The sequence below is a fragment of the Lysinibacillus sp. FSL W7-1291 genome (assembly GCF_038593415.1).
GTDB classification, from domain to species: Bacteria; Bacillota; Bacilli; order Bacillales_A; family Planococcaceae; genus Lysinibacillus; species Lysinibacillus fusiformis_D.
Genome location: NZ_CP151994.1, coordinates 3871327 through 3888099, shown reverse-complemented (window position 1 = coordinate 3888099; position 16773 = coordinate 3871327). Strand labels below are relative to the sequence as shown.

17 protein-coding genes and 1 riboswitch are annotated in these 16773 nt (G+C 38.3%); of the genes, 12 read left to right on the top strand and 5 right to left on the bottom strand.

The genetic code is table 11. The annotated features are described in order from the left end of the window. Positions 1-8: 8 nt before the first annotated feature. The 8 genes from NST76_RS18925 (at position 9) to NST76_RS18890 (ending at position 10903) form a co-directional block, all read left to right on the top strand. Positions 9-998 carry a C39 family peptidase gene (locus NST76_RS18925; RefSeq protein ID WP_036123368.1) on the top strand — a complete coding sequence of 330 codons (990 nt, stop codon included), beginning with the start codon at positions 9-11 and terminating at the stop codon, positions 996-998. 59 nt (positions 999-1057) lie between these two features. After that, entirely contained in the window at positions 1058-2290 is a 1233-nt protein-coding gene (locus NST76_RS18920) for an ATP-grasp domain-containing protein (protein ID WP_342544321.1), read from the top strand. Then, positions 2287-2988 (top strand): amino acid racemase, encoded by a 702-nt coding sequence (locus tag NST76_RS18915; protein ID WP_342544320.1) that lies wholly within the window; start codon positions 2287-2289, stop codon positions 2986-2988. The genes NST76_RS18920 and NST76_RS18915 overlap by 4 nt, the downstream gene beginning before the upstream one ends. Positions 2989-3212: 224 nt before the next feature. Then, the gene (locus NST76_RS18910) at positions 3213-4361 is read left to right on the top strand and encodes a DEAD/DEAH box helicase (RefSeq protein ID WP_036123358.1); all 1149 of its coding nucleotides are present in this window, start codon (positions 3213-3215) and stop codon (positions 4359-4361) included. Between the two features lies 1 nt (position 4362). Continuing rightward, positions 4363-5592, top strand: a complete 1230-nt coding sequence (locus tag NST76_RS18905; protein ID WP_036123355.1) for an aminopeptidase — start codon at positions 4363-4365, stop codon at positions 5590-5592. A gap of 31 nt (positions 5593-5623) precedes the next feature. Further along, positions 5624-6526: an SGNH/GDSL hydrolase family protein gene (locus tag NST76_RS18900; protein WP_101966926.1), complete on the top strand. Its 903-nt coding sequence runs from the start codon at positions 5624-5626 to the stop codon at positions 6524-6526. A 142-nt stretch (positions 6527-6668) separates the two neighbouring features. After that, entirely contained in the window at positions 6669-7826 is a 1158-nt protein-coding gene (locus tag NST76_RS18895; RefSeq protein WP_342544317.1) for an exonuclease SbcCD subunit D, read from the top strand. Next, the gene (locus NST76_RS18890) at positions 7823-10903 is read left to right on the top strand and encodes an SMC family ATPase (RefSeq protein ID WP_342544316.1); all 3081 of its coding nucleotides are present in this window, start codon (positions 7823-7825) and stop codon (positions 10901-10903) included. Before NST76_RS18895 ends, NST76_RS18890 begins: the two co-directional genes overlap by 4 nt. Before the next feature lie 41 nt (positions 10904-10944). Here NST76_RS18890 and NST76_RS18885 read toward each other — a convergent pair whose 3' ends face one another. Both NST76_RS18885 and NST76_RS18880 read right to left on the bottom strand, forming a co-directional pair. Further along, positions 10945-11067, bottom strand: a complete 123-nt coding sequence (locus NST76_RS18885) for a hypothetical protein (protein ID WP_255358792.1) — start codon at positions 11065-11067, stop codon at positions 10945-10947. A gap of 55 nt (positions 11068-11122) precedes the next feature. Beyond that, positions 11123-11446, bottom strand: a complete 324-nt coding sequence (locus NST76_RS18880; protein WP_036123342.1) for a DUF4870 domain-containing protein — start codon at positions 11444-11446, stop codon at positions 11123-11125. 127 nt (positions 11447-11573) lie between these two features. Next, a riboswitch (TPP riboswitch) is annotated at positions 11574-11681 on the top strand. 136 nt (positions 11682-11817) lie between these two features. Here NST76_RS18880 and thiT point away from each other — a divergent pair. Together thiT and map are read left to right on the top strand one after the other, a co-directional pair. Next, positions 11818-12378, top strand: a complete 561-nt coding sequence (gene thiT, locus NST76_RS18875; protein ID WP_141905437.1) for an energy-coupled thiamine transporter ThiT — start codon at positions 11818-11820, stop codon at positions 12376-12378. A 161-nt stretch (positions 12379-12539) separates the two neighbouring features. Next, positions 12540-13295 (top strand): type I methionyl aminopeptidase, encoded by a 756-nt coding sequence (gene map, locus NST76_RS18870; protein ID WP_036123336.1) that lies wholly within the window; start codon positions 12540-12542, stop codon positions 13293-13295. Positions 13296-13328: 33 nt separating this feature from the next. Here map and NST76_RS18865 read toward each other — a convergent pair whose 3' ends face one another. After that, entirely contained in the window at positions 13329-14042 is a 714-nt protein-coding gene (locus NST76_RS18865; RefSeq protein ID WP_036123333.1) for a hypothetical protein, read from the bottom strand. Between the two features lie 198 nt (positions 14043-14240). Here NST76_RS18865 and NST76_RS18860 point away from each other — a divergent pair, with 198 nt between their 5' ends. Both NST76_RS18860 and NST76_RS18855 read left to right on the top strand, forming a co-directional pair. Then, a complete protein-coding gene (locus NST76_RS18860) occupies positions 14241-15065 on the top strand; it encodes a polyphosphate kinase (protein ID WP_036123330.1) in 825 nt (274 codons plus the stop codon). 166 nt (positions 15066-15231) lie between these two features. Then, positions 15232-15819, top strand: coding sequence for a GNAT family protein (locus tag NST76_RS18855; protein WP_051891670.1), 588 nt, complete (start codon positions 15232-15234; stop codon positions 15817-15819). Positions 15820-15872: 53 nt separating this feature from the next. Here the strand turns inward: NST76_RS18855 and NST76_RS18850 are convergent, their stop codons facing one another. Beyond that, positions 15873-16433, bottom strand: coding sequence for a carbonic anhydrase (locus tag NST76_RS18850; RefSeq protein ID WP_036123327.1), 561 nt, complete (start codon positions 16431-16433; stop codon positions 15873-15875). 180 nt (positions 16434-16613) lie between these two features. Then, positions 16614-16748, bottom strand: coding sequence for a hypothetical protein (locus NST76_RS18845; RefSeq protein ID WP_255358791.1), 135 nt, complete (start codon positions 16746-16748; stop codon positions 16614-16616). Positions 16749-16773: the final 25 nt, after the last annotated feature.

The following is a 16773-nucleotide window of genomic DNA, read 5'->3' as shown; positions in this document are numbered from 1 at the left end:
AATTTGTCTTGTGGACGGGGTATAAACGCCTTTTACTTATAGGCATTTTGATTATTATGTTACTTTCGAGCTGTCAGCCATTTTCACAGCAAGAAGCAGAACAAAAAAATCCATTAACTGTTTTAACGGTAGAATTTAATAGCGGGGCACCTATCCCCAATCTCTATGTCACAGTAACAGATGTACAAACAGGTGATGTAGTAGAGGAAGCGATTGGTTCAGAAGAGGGAGAAGCCGTATTCGCGAAGCTCAAGGCAGGGCGAGAATATACCATTGCAGCAACAACACTGGAAAATAGTACAACAAACGATGGATATACAACAATCGAGAATTTTACGTATGATACAACGAAGCCATACTATCGATTGCAAACACACTTCTCTAGAGACGAGCAGGAATTAGATGTACCTGTTGTCATGCAAAAGCCAGAGCTTCCACATGGCTGTGAAATAACATCACTCACAGCTGTCTTAAATTATTTTGGAATGAATGTTTCAAAGCTTGAAATGGCTGATAACTATTTACCAAAGCAAAATATACGTACTGTAAACAACCAACGTTTTGGGCCAAATCCACATGAGGCTTTTGCAGGGAATCCGCGTGATAAAGCTCATGGTATGTATGTTTTTGCTGAACCTATTGTTAAGGCGGCAGAGGCAGTCATTGCAGATAAACAAGCTGATTTACGCGTGTCAAATATGAGTAATGCCTCACAGGACGAGATTTTACAGCTTGTTCGCGAGGGAGTTCCTGTTGTAACATGGGTGACGCTTGATTTATCGTCACCTAAACGAAATGCAAATAGAGGCTGGATTTTTGAAGGTGAGACAACATCACATGAAGCCTATATGAACTTACATGCAGTTGTCTTGACAGGGCATTTAGGGGATAAAGTAGTAGTAATGGATCCATTAAAAGGTTATGTTACATACAATGTCGATCAATTTTTCAAAAGTTATCGGGAATTAGATCAGCAAGCCGTAGCTATTCATAAATAAATTAGCCATAAATCTTTAGTATGTTACACTAATAAAAAAGCAGAAGTGAGTTGAGTAGAATGGCCATTGAGCACGCTTTTTTACCGGTTTTACTTGGGGATGAGATGAATGCTTATGGCATGGCCAGAGCATTTTACGAAGCCTATGGTGTGAAGCCACTTGCATTAAACCATACGAATATGGAAAAAATTCATCAAAGTGATTTACTGACTTTTCGTGAGGTACCGAGACTTCATATAGACGAACGATTTGTTACGGCACTTCAGGCTATTGCGGAGGAATTCGTTGATAAAAAATTACTGCTACTAGCCTGTGATGAATTTTATGTCAAAAAAATAATAGAACATAAAGCGGAATTAGCAGAGGATTTCATTATTCCTTATGTAGATGCCACACTTGCTCAGCAGTTATTAACTCGTGAAAAGATGTATGAGCTTTGTGCACAATATGGTTTTCAATTTCCTGCCATGCATGTCTGCACGGTGAATGATTACGAGGACTACGACATGCCATTTGAGTATCCAATTGTCATAAAGCCCATGAATATGACAAAATATGCTACATGTATTTTTCCTGGTAAGAAAAAAGTATATATTGCGTATGATAAGGATGAAAAGGACAGTATATTCCATGCTATTTATAAGGAATCGGCCTATCGAGATGATCTTATGATTCAACAATATATTCCAGGTGAAGATGCGAATATGCTTGTTGTTAATGCCTATATAGGGCAGGATGGCAAGGCAAAACTTCTTGCGGTGGGTAATCCCATTTTAGAAGAGCATTCTCCAGAAGGGATTGGTCGTTATGTAGCCATCATGACAACCTATCATCAGGAATTAATGGACAATGTAAAGACGTTCCTTGAAGCCATACAATTCCAAGGCTATGCTACATTTGATATGAAATATGATGATCGTGATGGTCAATATAAATTGTTGAGTATTGAATTACATAATGAACTTTCCAATTATTATGTGACAGCCAGTGGCTATAACTTCATGCAGTATGTGGCGGATGATTATGTTCGAGGTAGTAAACAGTCGCTAACATACGTGCAAAACAAGCATCTTTGGACCATTGTACCAAATGGTGTACTTTTCAAATACGTACAAAATGAACAGTTAGTCATTGAAGCGAAAAGTTTGATTCGCCAAGGGATGGCTACAGATTCTATTTTTAGTTATAAGGATATGAATGCGAAACGTTGGTTGAACGTTACGCTTGATAATTTAAGCTTTTATCGCAAATATAAGAAATATTTTAATAACAAAGGTCTGTCAAATATATGAAAAAACAAACTTTAGGTATTATCGGTGGCGTAGGGCCACTTGCAACAATGTTTATTGGAGAAATGATTGTAAGACGTACGAAGGCACAAAAGGATCAGGAGCATTTGCATACGATCATTGATAATGATACAAATATTCCTGACCGTACGGCTTTTATTTTAGATAATAAAAAGGATAATCCAGTTCCAGTCATCATTGAGGATGCTAAAAAGTTAGCTTCTGTAGGGGCAAATATGATTGCAATCCCATGCAATACAGCCCATACGTTCTATCATGAAATTGATGAGGGCTCTCCCATTCCTGTATTGAATATGATTCGTGAAACGGCGAAGCGTGCTGCTGATTTAGGAGCAGAGCGTGTTGGAATTTTGGCAACAACAGGAACATTAACATCACGTATGTACCAGGAAGCCTTAGAGGAATATGGCATTACACCAGTTGTTCCAGATAATGAGATGAGAGCCTATGTGATGACCATCATTTATAATTATGTCAAGGCTGGCAAGGATGTTACGTTGGAGGATTGGCAACCAATAGAAGAGGCGATGCTAGCATTAAATTGTGACCGCATTGTCTTAGGCTGTACAGAGCTATCTATTGTTAATAGGGATTTGAAATTAAATGAAATTTATATTGATTCATTAATCGTTTTAGCTGAATGTGCCATTTTGGCTTGTGGCTATGAGCTAGTCGATTAGTCGTTAAATAAATTGAAAAGGATCTGCTTGCTTTTCACGGGTAAGCTACAAGTCTTTAAAGAGTTGTGGTCAAGCTTACTTTTTTCCGTGTTGGGTTAGGCAGATTTTTTATGGAAGGAATCAATGGTTTCCTGAAACGATTGGACAATAGCTTCGTACATATAAAGTAGGAAACGGCGGAGTGTGTTAAACTAGTGTCAAGTAGATAGAAGGTGGGAAATAACATGTCAGTCATTAATTTATTAAAAGAAGAAATACAAGCAAAATGGAATTTTGAAACACCCATGAAAATTCAAGATGAAATGATACCAGCTATGCTTGAAGGCAAAGATATTGTAGCGGAATCGCCAACAGGATCAGGTAAAACATTAGCGTATGTTTTACCATTATTGAATAAAGTGAATGGGGCAAAAAAGCAAACACAAGGACTGATTGTAGCTCCTTCACAAGAGCTTGCGATGCAGATTGTAGAAGTTATCCGTGAATGGACGGCAGGCACAGATATTACAGTTCAACAACTGATTGGTGGTGCCAATTCTGCTCGTCAAATTGAAAAGCTAAAGAAAAAACCAACGATTGTCGTTGGCACACCTGGTCGTTTAAATGAATTAGCACGGGCAGGGAAATTAAAACTAAAAGAAATTGAAACGGTTATTTTAGATGAGTGCGATCAATTACTGAGTCGTGAATACCGTGTTGTCGTCAAATCCTTTATCGAAGGCTCGGCTTTTGGCCGACAAGTCGTTGTTGTTTCGGCTACGATAACGGAGGAAATTGAATTAGTAGCAAGTCGTATGATGTTTGAACCTTTACGTTTTAAAATTAAACCCGAGGATATGTTAAAGGTCGGTAAAGTAGTACATTCTTTTGTGAAAGTAGAAGAACGTGATAAAACAGATTTCCTACGTCGACTCTCACATACAGAAGGCTTAAGGGCACTGGCTTTTGTCAATAATATCGATCAATTATTAATGAAGGAAACAAAATTGCAGTACCGCTCAGCACCAATTGTCACTCTTCATTCCGACATGAAAAAAGAAGAACGAAAAAAAGCGTTAGATGCATTCCGTAAAGGAGATGCCCGTATTTTAATTGCCACAGATATTGCGGCTCGTGGTTTAGATATTGCCGGTTTAACACATGTTATTCATGTTGATGTACCACGAACAATTGAGCAGTATTTACATCGTTCAGGTCGTACAGGTCGTGCGGGCGCAGATGGTGAAGTATTAACGTTATTATCGTATCATGATGAAAAAACGTATAAAAAGTGGACAAGGGAAGTACCAGGCAAGCCTGTGCAAAAAATATGGCATGATGGCAAGCTGATGGAAGGTAATTCTAAAACAATTGGACAAAAGCGAGGGAATTAATATGACGTTTGAAGAAAAATTACAGGCATATGCAGAGCTTGCGGTAAAAGTGGGTGTCAACATCCAACCAGGTCAGTACCTATTAGTCAATACATCGGTAGATGCTTTGGATTTTGTTCGTTTAGTTGTTAAAGAGGCTTATAAGGCTGGCGCAGGACGTGTACATGTGAATTTTTCAGATGACGAAATGGATCGTGCCTATTTTGAACATGCTTCTGACGAGGAGTTTAGTCGCTTCCCTGAATGGGTCGTAAAAATGCGTGATGAGCTTATTGAACGTAAAGGGGCTCTATTATGGATTGATGCAGCAGATCCTGATAATTTGACAGGCATTCCAGCAGACAGATTAGCAACCCACCAAAAAGTATCTGGTGCAGCATTGAAAAATTATCGTAATGCCGTCATGAAGGATTTAATTGCTTGGTCCATTGTTGCGGTCCCTTCACCTAAATGGGCAGCAAAGGTATTCCCCCATTTAACAGAAGAGCAGCAAGTACCTGCCTTATGGGAGGCAATCTTTAAAACAGTGCATATTGGGGAAGGCAATGCAGTGGACAATTGGCGTCAGCATATAGCCAATTTAGAATCGCGTGCACAGCTTCTAAATAATAAAAAGTATGCAAAGCTTCACTATACAGCACCGGGTACAGATTTAACAATTGCTTTAGCACCACAACATAAATGGGTTACGGGTGGCAGTAAAACGCCAGAGGATAATGTCTTTGTTGCCAATATGCCAACTGAAGAAGTGTATACTCTTCCAATGAAGCAAGGTGTAAACGGTTATGTCAGTAATTCAAAGCCATTAGTTTATCAAGGCAATATGATTGATGGCTTTAAATTAACATTTGAAGAGGGCAAAATTATTAAGGCAGAGGCTGAAGTTGGTCATGATTTATTACAAGAACTAATTCAAGTGGATGAAGGCTCAAGCTATTTAGGTGAAGTAGCACTTGTCCCTCACGAATCACCTATTTCAGCGTCAGAGATTTTATATTTCAATACATTATTCGATGAAAATGCTTCAAACCATTTAGCTATTGGTGAAGCATATCCGACTTGCTTAGAAGGTGGTAGAGACTTAGAAAATGGTCAGCTTGAAGCATTAGGAGCTAATATTTCTGTGACACACGAAGATTTTATGATTGGCAGCGGAGAAATGGACATTGATGGTATTTTACCAGATGGTACGGTAGAGCCTATTTTCCGTAAGGGTAGCTGGGCTTTTTAATCTTTAGTCAAAAAGAAAAGGAGGAGAGCAGATGAGACGATTATGGAGCTTAATCGGTGTGACGATATTATCCATGACATATTGGACTTCATCTGCTTTTGCTCAAACGGAAAGCTACGTGGCGATTGGAGATTCATTAGCTGCAGGTCAAACACCTTATCAAGAAATTGATGTAGGGTATAGTGATTTAATTGCCATGAAATTAAGTTCGATTGGACAATTATCGTTTTATACAAAAGAGCTCGCTTTTCCAGGCTTTACAACAGCGAATGTGTTAGACCGAATTCAATCGGAGGAAGCGCAACATTTATTAGCAAACGCCACACTGATTACGGTGTCAGCAGGTGCCAATGATTTATTGCGTCTTGTTCAGGTGAACCCAAGTGCTGGAACTTTAGCTTTTTCACAGTTGCAGACAGATTACGCTTTAAACTTGGCGAGAAAAAATATGACAACGATTTTAGATGAGTTAGTAGAACGTGCACCAAAAGCAAAGGTATATGTCATGGGCTATTATTTTGCCTATCCAACTGTCCATCCGTCGCAAAAAGAAGGAACCAATGCACAGCTAGTTAAATTAAATGCGATTTTACAGCAACAGGCAGAGCATGCAGGAGCAGTTTATGTAGATGTCTATGATGCCTTTGGATTGAATGGAACAAGCTATTTACCAAATAGTGCTGACGTCCACCCGAATGCTGAAGGCTATCGTCAAATGGCTAACTCATTTTTACAGGCTTATAGTGGTAGTGATGCTTTACAGATTTCTTCATCAGAATTACCTAAGGCAAATCCTTTGTCATTTGAGGAAATTGTCAAGCAACAATCATCAGCGAAGCCCCGGAAAGAGAAAGTGACACAACAACAGCCTGCTCGTGTTGCTTACGTTATTCAGGGATTCCCAGGTTATCAAGCTTTTATCAAAAACATCTAAATAATCGTTAGCAAAGGCATCTTACCCAATAAGATGCTTTTTTTCTATGAAAGCCAATATTGGATAGAACTACTAAACTGCTAGAGAGCACTAGAGAGGCAATAGTCATGCTAAAATAGAAAGAAGACTAGGAGGTACAACAATGAAAATATTTCATACAGCAGATTGGCACTTAGGAAAACTTGTTCAAGGTGTCTATATGACAGAAGATCAACAGTATATTCTCGAACAATTTATACAAGCGATAGATGAGGAAAAACCAGATGTAATTGTCATAGCAGGTGATCTATATGACCGTTCGATGCCTCCTATAGAGGCAGTCAATTTACTAAATGATGTAGTAGCAAAAGTTGTATTAGAGAAGAAGATTCCTGTTTTAGCGGTGGCGGGAAATCATGATAGTGCAGGTCGACTGAATTTCGGTAGTCGTTTAATGAGTGATAGCGGTTTATATATCAAGGGTCAATTTACAAAAAATCATGCACCTATTGTTTTGAATGATGAGCATGGCGAAGTGCATTTCCATCTTGTACCGTATGCAGAGCCGGCTTCTATTCGCAGCATCTTTGAAGAAGAGGCAATCCGCTCTCATCAAGATGCCATGCAAAAAATAATTGAGTATATCACGCCAGACATGGATTCAAGCAAACGTCATGTTTTTGTTGGACATGCTTTTGTAACGAAGTATGGTGAGGAAGAAGCGAATACAAGTGATTCAGAGCGACCGCTTTCCATAGGAGGCTCAGATTGTGTGAGTGCAGCTTTATTTAAACCCTTTCATTATACAGCACTTGGGCATCTACATAAGGCACATTTTGTCTTAAATGAAACCATTCGCTATGCAGGCTCTCCATTAAAATATTCGTTATCTGAGCATTTACATGAAAAAGGCTTTTTAATCATTGATTTAGATGAGCATGGTAATAGCACAGTAACCAAAAGAAAGCTTGTGCCAAGAAGAGATTTACGAGTAGTAGAAGGTCAATTAGAGGATTTATTAAAGCTCACACCAAGTGATGATTATGTATTTGTCAGATTGACGGATACAACTTCGGTGTCTTCGCCGATGGAACGCATTCGCAGTGTGTTTCCGCACGCTATGCATGTGGAACGTAAGGTATTACGACAAGAGGTGTCGCGTGAGCTACAAGTTGTAGAAACGGAAAAACTAGAGGATATTGATTTATTCCGTTCTTTCTTTACCGATATTATCGGTATTCAGCCAGATGAAGATACGGAACGCCTTTTCACAGAGATGTTACAGGAATTATTAGATGAGGAGCGAGAGACAGTAAAATGAAGCCATTAAAGTTAACGATTACTGCATTTGGTCCCTATAAAGACACTGAAGTAATTGATTTTCAAGAACTAGGGGAACATCGATTGTTTGCTATTTCTGGTAAAACCGGTGCTGGAAAAACAACCATTTTTGATGCCATTTGTTATGCCCTTTACGGATCAGGCAGTGGTGAGGATCGTCAGGATACGGCTTTACTGCGAAGTGGCTTTGCTCATGATGATATTTATACAGCTGTAGAGCTCATGTTTGAAATGCATGGAAGGGTCTATCAAATAATACGACAGCCCGGTCATATTAAAGAAAAAAATAAAACGATTACTGGGAAGAAAATAGAGTTAGCTGAAGTAAAAGAGGGAAAGCTTGATTATAGCATTGTAGAGAAGCAGCAAACGCTTGAAGTCGATAAAAAATTGCAGGAAATAATAGGTCTCACAAAAGATCAATTTAGCCAAATTGTGATGCTACCTCAAGGTGAATTTCGCAAGCTATTAACCTCAGATTCTACAAACAAAGAAGTTATTTTGCGGAAAATCTTTAAAACAGACCGCTTTGGTGTCATGACGAAAAAGCTTGATGCTAAACGAAAAGAGGCAGAGAGTGATCTACAACGTGCCAAACAATTAAAAGAACATTTACTTGGTCAAATTGACGGTGTCTTACCACAACGTTCATCAGCGTTATTCACATTAATTGCTGACAAAACGGAAAATTTACATCAACTAAAGCAGGCACTTGATGAGGAGATTATTTACTATACAAAATGTATTGAGGATGAACAGCTACAATATGAAGAAGCTTATAGCCTTCATCAAAAAGAACAAGAATATTATCGATTAGCTAAAACACTGAATGAGCAATTTGATGAGCAAGCGAATCGACAGCAGCGACTACAAATGCTGTTACAAGAGCAGGACGCATATAGCGCGAAGGAGCAGGAGATTGTTTTAGCAGAACAAGCAGAGCGACTTGTGCTACTTGAACAACAATGCATTGATTTACGTGCTGAACTTAATGTAAAGGAACAAGCTTTTCAGCAAGCACAAGTTAAGCATCAGCAAACAGAAGAGCAACTGCAGCGAGCCCAAGAAAAATATAGGGTAGAAGAGGCGAAAGAGCCTGAGCGTCAACAAATTTTGCAGCAGGAATTGCAATTATTAGCGTCATTGCCTAAATGCGAGGCCTATGAAAACAACGTGCAGCAGCTGCAAATAGCTGAGCAGTATGTTGAAACAGCAAAAATGGCGGTGGCTGATAACCTGACGTTATTGGAAAAAGAACAAGAGCAATTGCAGCAATTTTCTCAAACGATGGAAGGCTATGAAAAACAGGTTGAGCCATATGAAAGCTACTTAGAACAGTTACCGAAACTACGTGAACAGGTAGCTTTAGTCAAACAAGCTGAGAAATATAAAAGTGCCGTAGAGTTAGCACAGCAGGACGTAGCTGCCTCAGACATTCACTATCAAGAAAGTAAAAAGGCCCTTCTATTATTGCAGCAACGGTGGCTGACAAGTCAGGCTAGTATTTTAGCGGAACAGCTAAAGGAAGGGGAGCCTTGCCCTGTTTGTGGCAGTATGACTCACGAGAAAACACATAAAGAGCAACTGGAAGTTATTGAACTTGCTCAAGTGGAAACGTTAAGAGTGAAGGCTTCTTCAGACGAGCGTATGTATCTAGAGAAGGCAGCACTTTTGTCATCTACGCAACAGCTTCTTCAAGATACATATCAGCAGCTAGAAGCACAGCATATTAAACAAGAAGACCAAGCACAGCTCATCGCTACTTTACACAAGACGGAGCAAGAGATTGCGAGCTTAAAAGTTGTCCATCATCAACTAGCAGATATGCGATTAAAGCTAAAGCATCAACGTGATAGAATAGAGCAGCTTAGAAATAAACAGATGGAATTAGAGCAATATTTAGCTGAGCACATGAAAGAATGGACAAGATTACAAGCGGTTGTAGAAGAACAGCTCAAGCAGATGCCAGCCAATTTACCAACATTACAGCAATTAAAGCAACAACTTACGGATGTTAGTAAACAGAAAATGGATTTGCAAAAAACATGGCAAGAGAGTCAAGAAAATTTGCATGTCGTAAAAGAAGCGACAAGTAATGCAAAACTAACTGTAGAAATCGCCAAACAATCTTTTGAGGAATTGCAGCTCAAAATGAATGAAAAGCGGCAGCAATTTTCAGCAAGCATGCAGGAAATCGGCTTTGACAGCTATGAGGAATACGCAGCTGCCAAACGGAGTGCGAGCCAATTGGAGGCACTTCGCAAAGTATGCAGTGACTATGCTTTACAGGTACATACCCTGAAAATCCAAATAACTGAAGGGGCTATGTATCTTCAAGGGAAAGAGAAGCAAGATTTAGTGATGATGGAAGCAAAAGTAGAACAACTTCGTACAGCGTATGAGGAAGCATTTAAACGTTTGCAACAGATGAATGGTTTTGCACAAGCATGCCAGGGCTTTATAAAAAAAGTGGAAGAAACAGCGAGAGAGCTTCAGTTACTTGAACAAGAAGCTGGTCGAGTAAAGGAACTCTATGGATTATTAAACGGACAAAATTCGAAAAAGCTGTCCTTTGAGCGATACATTCAAATTAATTACTTAGACCAAATTACCGATGCCGCTAATATTCGTCTTTATCACTTATCAAATGGTCAATTTGAGCTTAGACGTTCTGATAGACTAGAAAAGCATGCGAAGCAAAGTGGGCTTGGGCTTGATGTATATGATGCCTATACGGATCAATTACGTGATGTGAAAACATTATCCGGTGGCGAAAAATTTAATGCTTCCTTAAGTCTTGCTTTAGGAATGGCAGATGTCATTCAAAGCTTCCAAGGGAATATTCATATTGAAACCATGTTTATTGATGAGGGCTTTGGCTCGCTTGATGAGGAATCTTTGAATAAAGCAATTGATACATTAATTGCTTTACAGGATTCTGGTCGTATGATTGGCGTGATTTCTCATGTGCCTGAATTAAAATCAGCGATGCCAGCGGTCTTACATGTAGAAAAAACATTGAATGGACATAGTCAAACCCACTTTGAAGTGAAATAAATAAAAGGCGTATTTCCAAAACAAGGGAATACGCCTGCTGTTTATTTTTTTCGAGGGGTGGCTGTAGGTGTTGTCCCTTTTTTTGCAGCCATTACTTTTTTCACGATAGGAATAACAATAGGTGCTAATTTTACGGCGGTTTTCACAACATTTGATACTTTCATTCAAAAACAGCTCCTTTTACAATTACTACTACCTGTTTCGCTTAAAAATGAAACATTAACGAATAACACGAACAGCTTGAATAATATTCCATATTACAATTCCTAGTGAGACGATGGCATAAATGGCAAACGAAACGAACCAAATAATCAACATCGTATTATTGCCGGACGTTGGATCCAAATTAAATGTAGAAAAAACAAAGACAATAAAGAACAGAATGCCGAAAACAAAAGGAATTAAATGAGAGATAAGTGCACGAATTGAATGTCTTTTTACGTCACTATCTTTCGTAATAATGTACACAATTAATGGGACGATAAAAGGGGCGAAGAAAATACTTAAATAACTAAAGGCAGATAAAATTTTTTGGTTCTCCATAGTTGTACCTCCTTTTGTAATATTTACGCATGAAAAACAGCAAAGTTTCAAAAAAATAATATATGGAAGAGGTTGTAATCCTTCTATCCTTTGCGTACAATGAGAATGTTCAAATAAATTCAGATGTAACGACCACAAGGGGAGCTGATGATGTCAGCTGAGACTGGGCACGTAATGCCTTGACTCTTTGAACCTGTAAGTTAACGCTTGCGTAGGGATGTGGATAGAAACCGACACTAGTACGATGTGAGGCTCTGTCCTGGCATCGTTTTTTCATTCTTGAGGGAATAAAAAGGTGTCAGAAAGAGACATATCAGCGCATTTCTATTCCTGCTCTTGTATCCTACATCGGAACAAAGGAGAGAATATATATGGACAAAAAAAGACTATTAATGCTTGTGGAGATTGCGATATTTGCAGCAATCGGTCTTGTGCTTGATCAGGTTTCCTTTAAAGTATGGGCACAAGGTGGCTCTGTTAGTCTAGTCATGGTACCTATTATGTTAATAGCATTTCGCTGGGGCTTAGTAGCAGGGCTAACAACTGGATTACTCGTGGGTGTAATGCAAACCATGTTTGGTGCTACGATTGTGCACTGGCTACAAGGATTCCTTGATTATGGTGTTGCTTTCACAGTTGTAGGATTAGCGGCGGTTGTGCGTGGACCCGTGTTGGCGGCTGCCAAAAATGCCAACAAAACAAAAATGGCACTTTACATTATATTAGGTACGGTACTTGCGGGCTTTTTACGATATGCAGCCCACACGATGGCTGGCGCTGTATTTTTTGCAGAATATGCTGGCGATCAAAATGCATGGATCTATTCCATCATCTATAATGGTACATATATGCTACCAGCAACTATTTTAACGGCAATTGTAGGCGTTCTTTTATTCACAGCTGCTCCACAATTAATGCAAAGAAAAGCATAAAACATGCCCCTCACATTTGTGAAGGGGCTTTTTTGTCGCAAATAACTCTTTGCGCACTTCGCAAAGTAAGGAAGCATACAATATTTAAAGCGTTTATCGTTATACGCATAACAAGTTATGTTATATTAAAGTATAGATATTAGATGAAAGGGACGTTATACATGATTGTAAAAACGCAAGAAGAGATTGAAGCTTTTAAAAAAATAGGACGCATTTGTGCTGAAATTCGTGAAGCGATGAAAGCTGCCACAAAACCAGGTGTTACAACATTGGAGCTAGATGAAATTGCTGGCCGTATGTTTGCAGAGGCTGGCGCGATATCTGGTCCAAAGGGAGAATATGATTTCCCTGGGTATACATGTATTAGTGTCAATGAAGAAGTGGCGCATGGTATCCCCGGAAAACGTGTTATTCAAGAAGGGGATATTGTAAATATCGATGTTTCTGGTTCATTAAATGGCTACTTTGCTGACACTGGTATTTCATTTGTGGTTGGTGATGGCTATGAGGACAAAGAAAAGCTATGTCGCGTTGCCAAAAGCGCCTTTGATCGAGCAATGACAAAGGTAAAGGCTGGGTCTAAATTAAATCAAATTGGTAAGGCAGTTGAACGTGAGGCGAATGCTAATGGCTTAACTGTTATTATGAATTTAACTGGTCATGGTTTAGGTCAATCTTTACATGATGAGCCGAATCACATTTTAAATTACTATGATGCATGGGATTCTACAATTATGAAAGAAGGTATGGTGCTTGCGGTTGAGCCGTTTATCTCAGCGAAGGCAGAGCATATTGTAGAAGCTGGTGATGGTTGGACATTCATTACACCTGATAAATCACTTGTAGCTCAAATTGAACATTCAGTCATTGTAACAAAAGATAAACCGATTATCCTAACATCATTAGACGAAGAATAGAATGCAATGAAATGAAAAATCCTGCTTACCAATTTATTTTTGGTAGGCAGGATTTTTTTTAATAAATAAAATACCAACAAAGAGAACACCACATAAAAAGAAGGCGGCGGTAGTGACAAGTAGCTCATCAAAACCATTATGTAAGGCGATTCCTATATAAGCCCAAATAAAAACACTAGGAAACAAAATATCAAAGTGATGGAAACGGATATGTAGCGCAAGTGCTCCACCTAATGTCAGCAAAATTACTGCCCAAAGAGGCGTACTAAGACCAAAGCCGTTCCAACCATAAGCCGTTAACGTAAAACTGATATTCGTAATAAAAATAAATGTCATCCATGCAAAATAAATGGAGAAAGGAATACGACCCGACATTGCTTTGTCATGAAGAGGGTACGTATTATACAACATAAATAAATACAAGACTAAGAGTAATGTAATGCCAAGTGAAACAATAAATAACTCATGATGCCATACGTATATCATCAATGCTTGCAATATATTTATGCAGCTAAAAAGCGCAGACTGTTTCATAGTTGTCTTTTTGATATTCATAACTAACCAATAACCGAGTAAAAAATAAATAAGAATCCAAATTACATGACTTACACTAACTGGTGCAAATACTACAGAAAAGCGATTAGCGATTTCTAGCATAGATTGACCGTTGATATTCACGAAAAAGGATGAAAAGGTTAGGATGAGTGAGACAAGATAAGAAATTGTCATCAAGATAAACCGAGGCATGTTTTCCTCTCCCTTCGTGTTAGATTTTATAGGGAAAAGACAAATAAGTATAGTGCTGTCACTATTTTTATTATAACGGAAACTTTCAACAATGTATCGTGTTGTTTTGCTCGTAATATCTACAATTTACCATCTCAATAGGCATCCATATATTTCTTTAGTACAATAAGAATATCCAACCAAAAGGAGTGAAGTTTCATGGCACAAAATTTGAAAAACCTAGACCTATCCATTGAACTAGATAAAAAGATGTATAAAAAGAAATTAAAAGTACTCCAATATGAAATGTTAAATGCACAGCAGTTTTTACTAAAAAACAAAATAGGTTTAATCTTAGTATTTGAAGGAATGGATGCTGCTGGTAAAGGTGGCGCGATCAAACGATTGATTGAACGTGTAGATCCGCGCGGTTATGTGGTACACCCTATCTCAGCTCCACAGCCACATGAATTACGCTATAACTATTTACAAAGATTCTGGAGAAAATTACCGCAGCATGGACAAATCGCTATTTTCGACCGCTCATGGTATGGACGTGTACTAGTAGAGCGTATCGAAGGCTTTGCAACAAAGGATGAATGGTCTCGTGCGTATGAAGAAATTAATAATTTCGAGAAAATTTTAACTGCGGGAGATTACATAATTATTAAGTTCTGGCTACATGTTTCAGATGAAGAGCAATTAAAACGCTTTAAAGAACGTGAAGAAAACCCTTATAAATCTTGGAAGCTAACAGACGAGGATTGGCGGAATCGAGAAAAATCACCACAATATATTGAAGCGGCGAATGCAATGTTTGACAAGACAGATAAAAAGGATGCTCCATGGATTTTAGTTGCTGGAGACGATAAAAAACATGCGCGTGTTCAGGTGCTTCAAGAAACAATTGCACATATTGAACGTGAGGCTCAAAAACGTGGTCTTCATCTAACAAATGTATTAGCTAATGGACAGCTAGAGGATGCTGATTCATCCAGTTTAGAAATAATAAATGAGAAAAAGCAAGAACAAAAAACAAAATAATAAAATGGTGCTGCTGTAACAATAAGACATGAGCTGTTTTAGTTGTAGCAGCATCTTTTTTTACATACAATGAAATAAAACTAGGGTTTACAATCATTAGATTGTAGCCAATGTGAACAGAGAATGAGAAATGTACTGATATTTATTGGAAGGCTAGTGTGGAGAAATGGTGCTTAAAATTTGGAATTTATTAAGAAAAAAGGGTGGGAATGTGGTAACGATAAAGGGGGAAAAATGCTACATCCGCACATTCCAAGAAAAAGATGCACGAAGTTTATCGGGTCTCGTAAGCCGCAATAAATACTTTTGGTCTGTATACGAGCCACTACAAAAACCTGAATATTATACAGTTGATGCTCAATATAAAAAAATTCAAGAGAGTCTCTATTTAATGGAGTCAAAACGAGAATTTACTTTTGGTATTTTTGAGCATGGAACAAATAATCTAATAGGGCATATTGCACTTTATGCTGTAAAACGCTTACCGTACTCAAGTGCATTTGTTGGCTATGCGATGGATGAAATCTATGTAGGCAAGGGAATCGTCACAGAGGCTGTAAATATGGTGGTGAGATTCGCATTCGATCAAATTGGTTTACACCGTGTAGAGGCATATGTCTCTACACAAAATAACCCCTCTATGCGCGTATTAGAGAAGGCTGGATTTCAACAAGAGGGTCTGCTAAGGAGGCTACTGTATATTAATGGCCGATGGGTAGATCACTATATGTATGCACGTTTAGAGGATGAATAGAAAAACAAGTGCCTATCCTTCACGAGAGATGGGCACTTGTTTTTTATTAGCTATTATTTGCTACCGTCTTCAATTAAATCAAGATGACCTGTATTCGGATCAATGATTAAACCATGAACAGGAACGTCTTTCACCATTAATGGGTGATTACGAATCGTATCGACACTTTTCTTAACACTTGTTGCTACGTCACCGAAACCACGTAAAAATTCTTTTAAATCAAAACCAGAATATTCCAACATTTTGATTGTTTCTGGATCAATACCCCTTGTCACCATTTCACTAAGCATAGCATCAGGGTCAACTGCACTCATTCCGCAGTCATAATGTCCAACGACATACACTTCATCAGCTTGTAGGCCATAGACAGCCACTAATAAACTACGCATAACTGCACCGAAAGGATGGCTCACTAATGCGCCAGCACTTTTCACTATTTTTACATCGCCATTCCGCAAATTCATAGCTTTTGGTAAAAGCTCTACAAGACGAGTATCCATACAAGATAAAACAACAATACGTTTATCAGGATATTTTGTAGTGATGAATGGTTCATATTTCTTTTCTTGTACAAACTCTTTATTAAACTCTAAAATATCTTGTAACATTGTCATGAATATTGCTCCCTTCCTTACAAAAAATATTTTAGAGCAAAACGTTCAATATGCAAACAATAAAGACTTTTTTCAGATAATTTTTACAATAAAGAAGCAGTTTCCTACGCTTTAATAGATGAAAATAACTTGTAAGTGATAAAAAAACAGCTACCATTGCAGTAGCTGTTTTTTTATACATTAATATTCTTCGTTTGGCTTTGGATCTACAGTTACTGAAGACTTGCTATCTAAACCAACTTGTAGGTAGTGGATGAAGAATCCCGTTGAAATTAATAAAACTGCTGAAAAGCCAAGAACAGTTGTAATGAACATTATTAGAGCTCCTCTCTACTTAAAT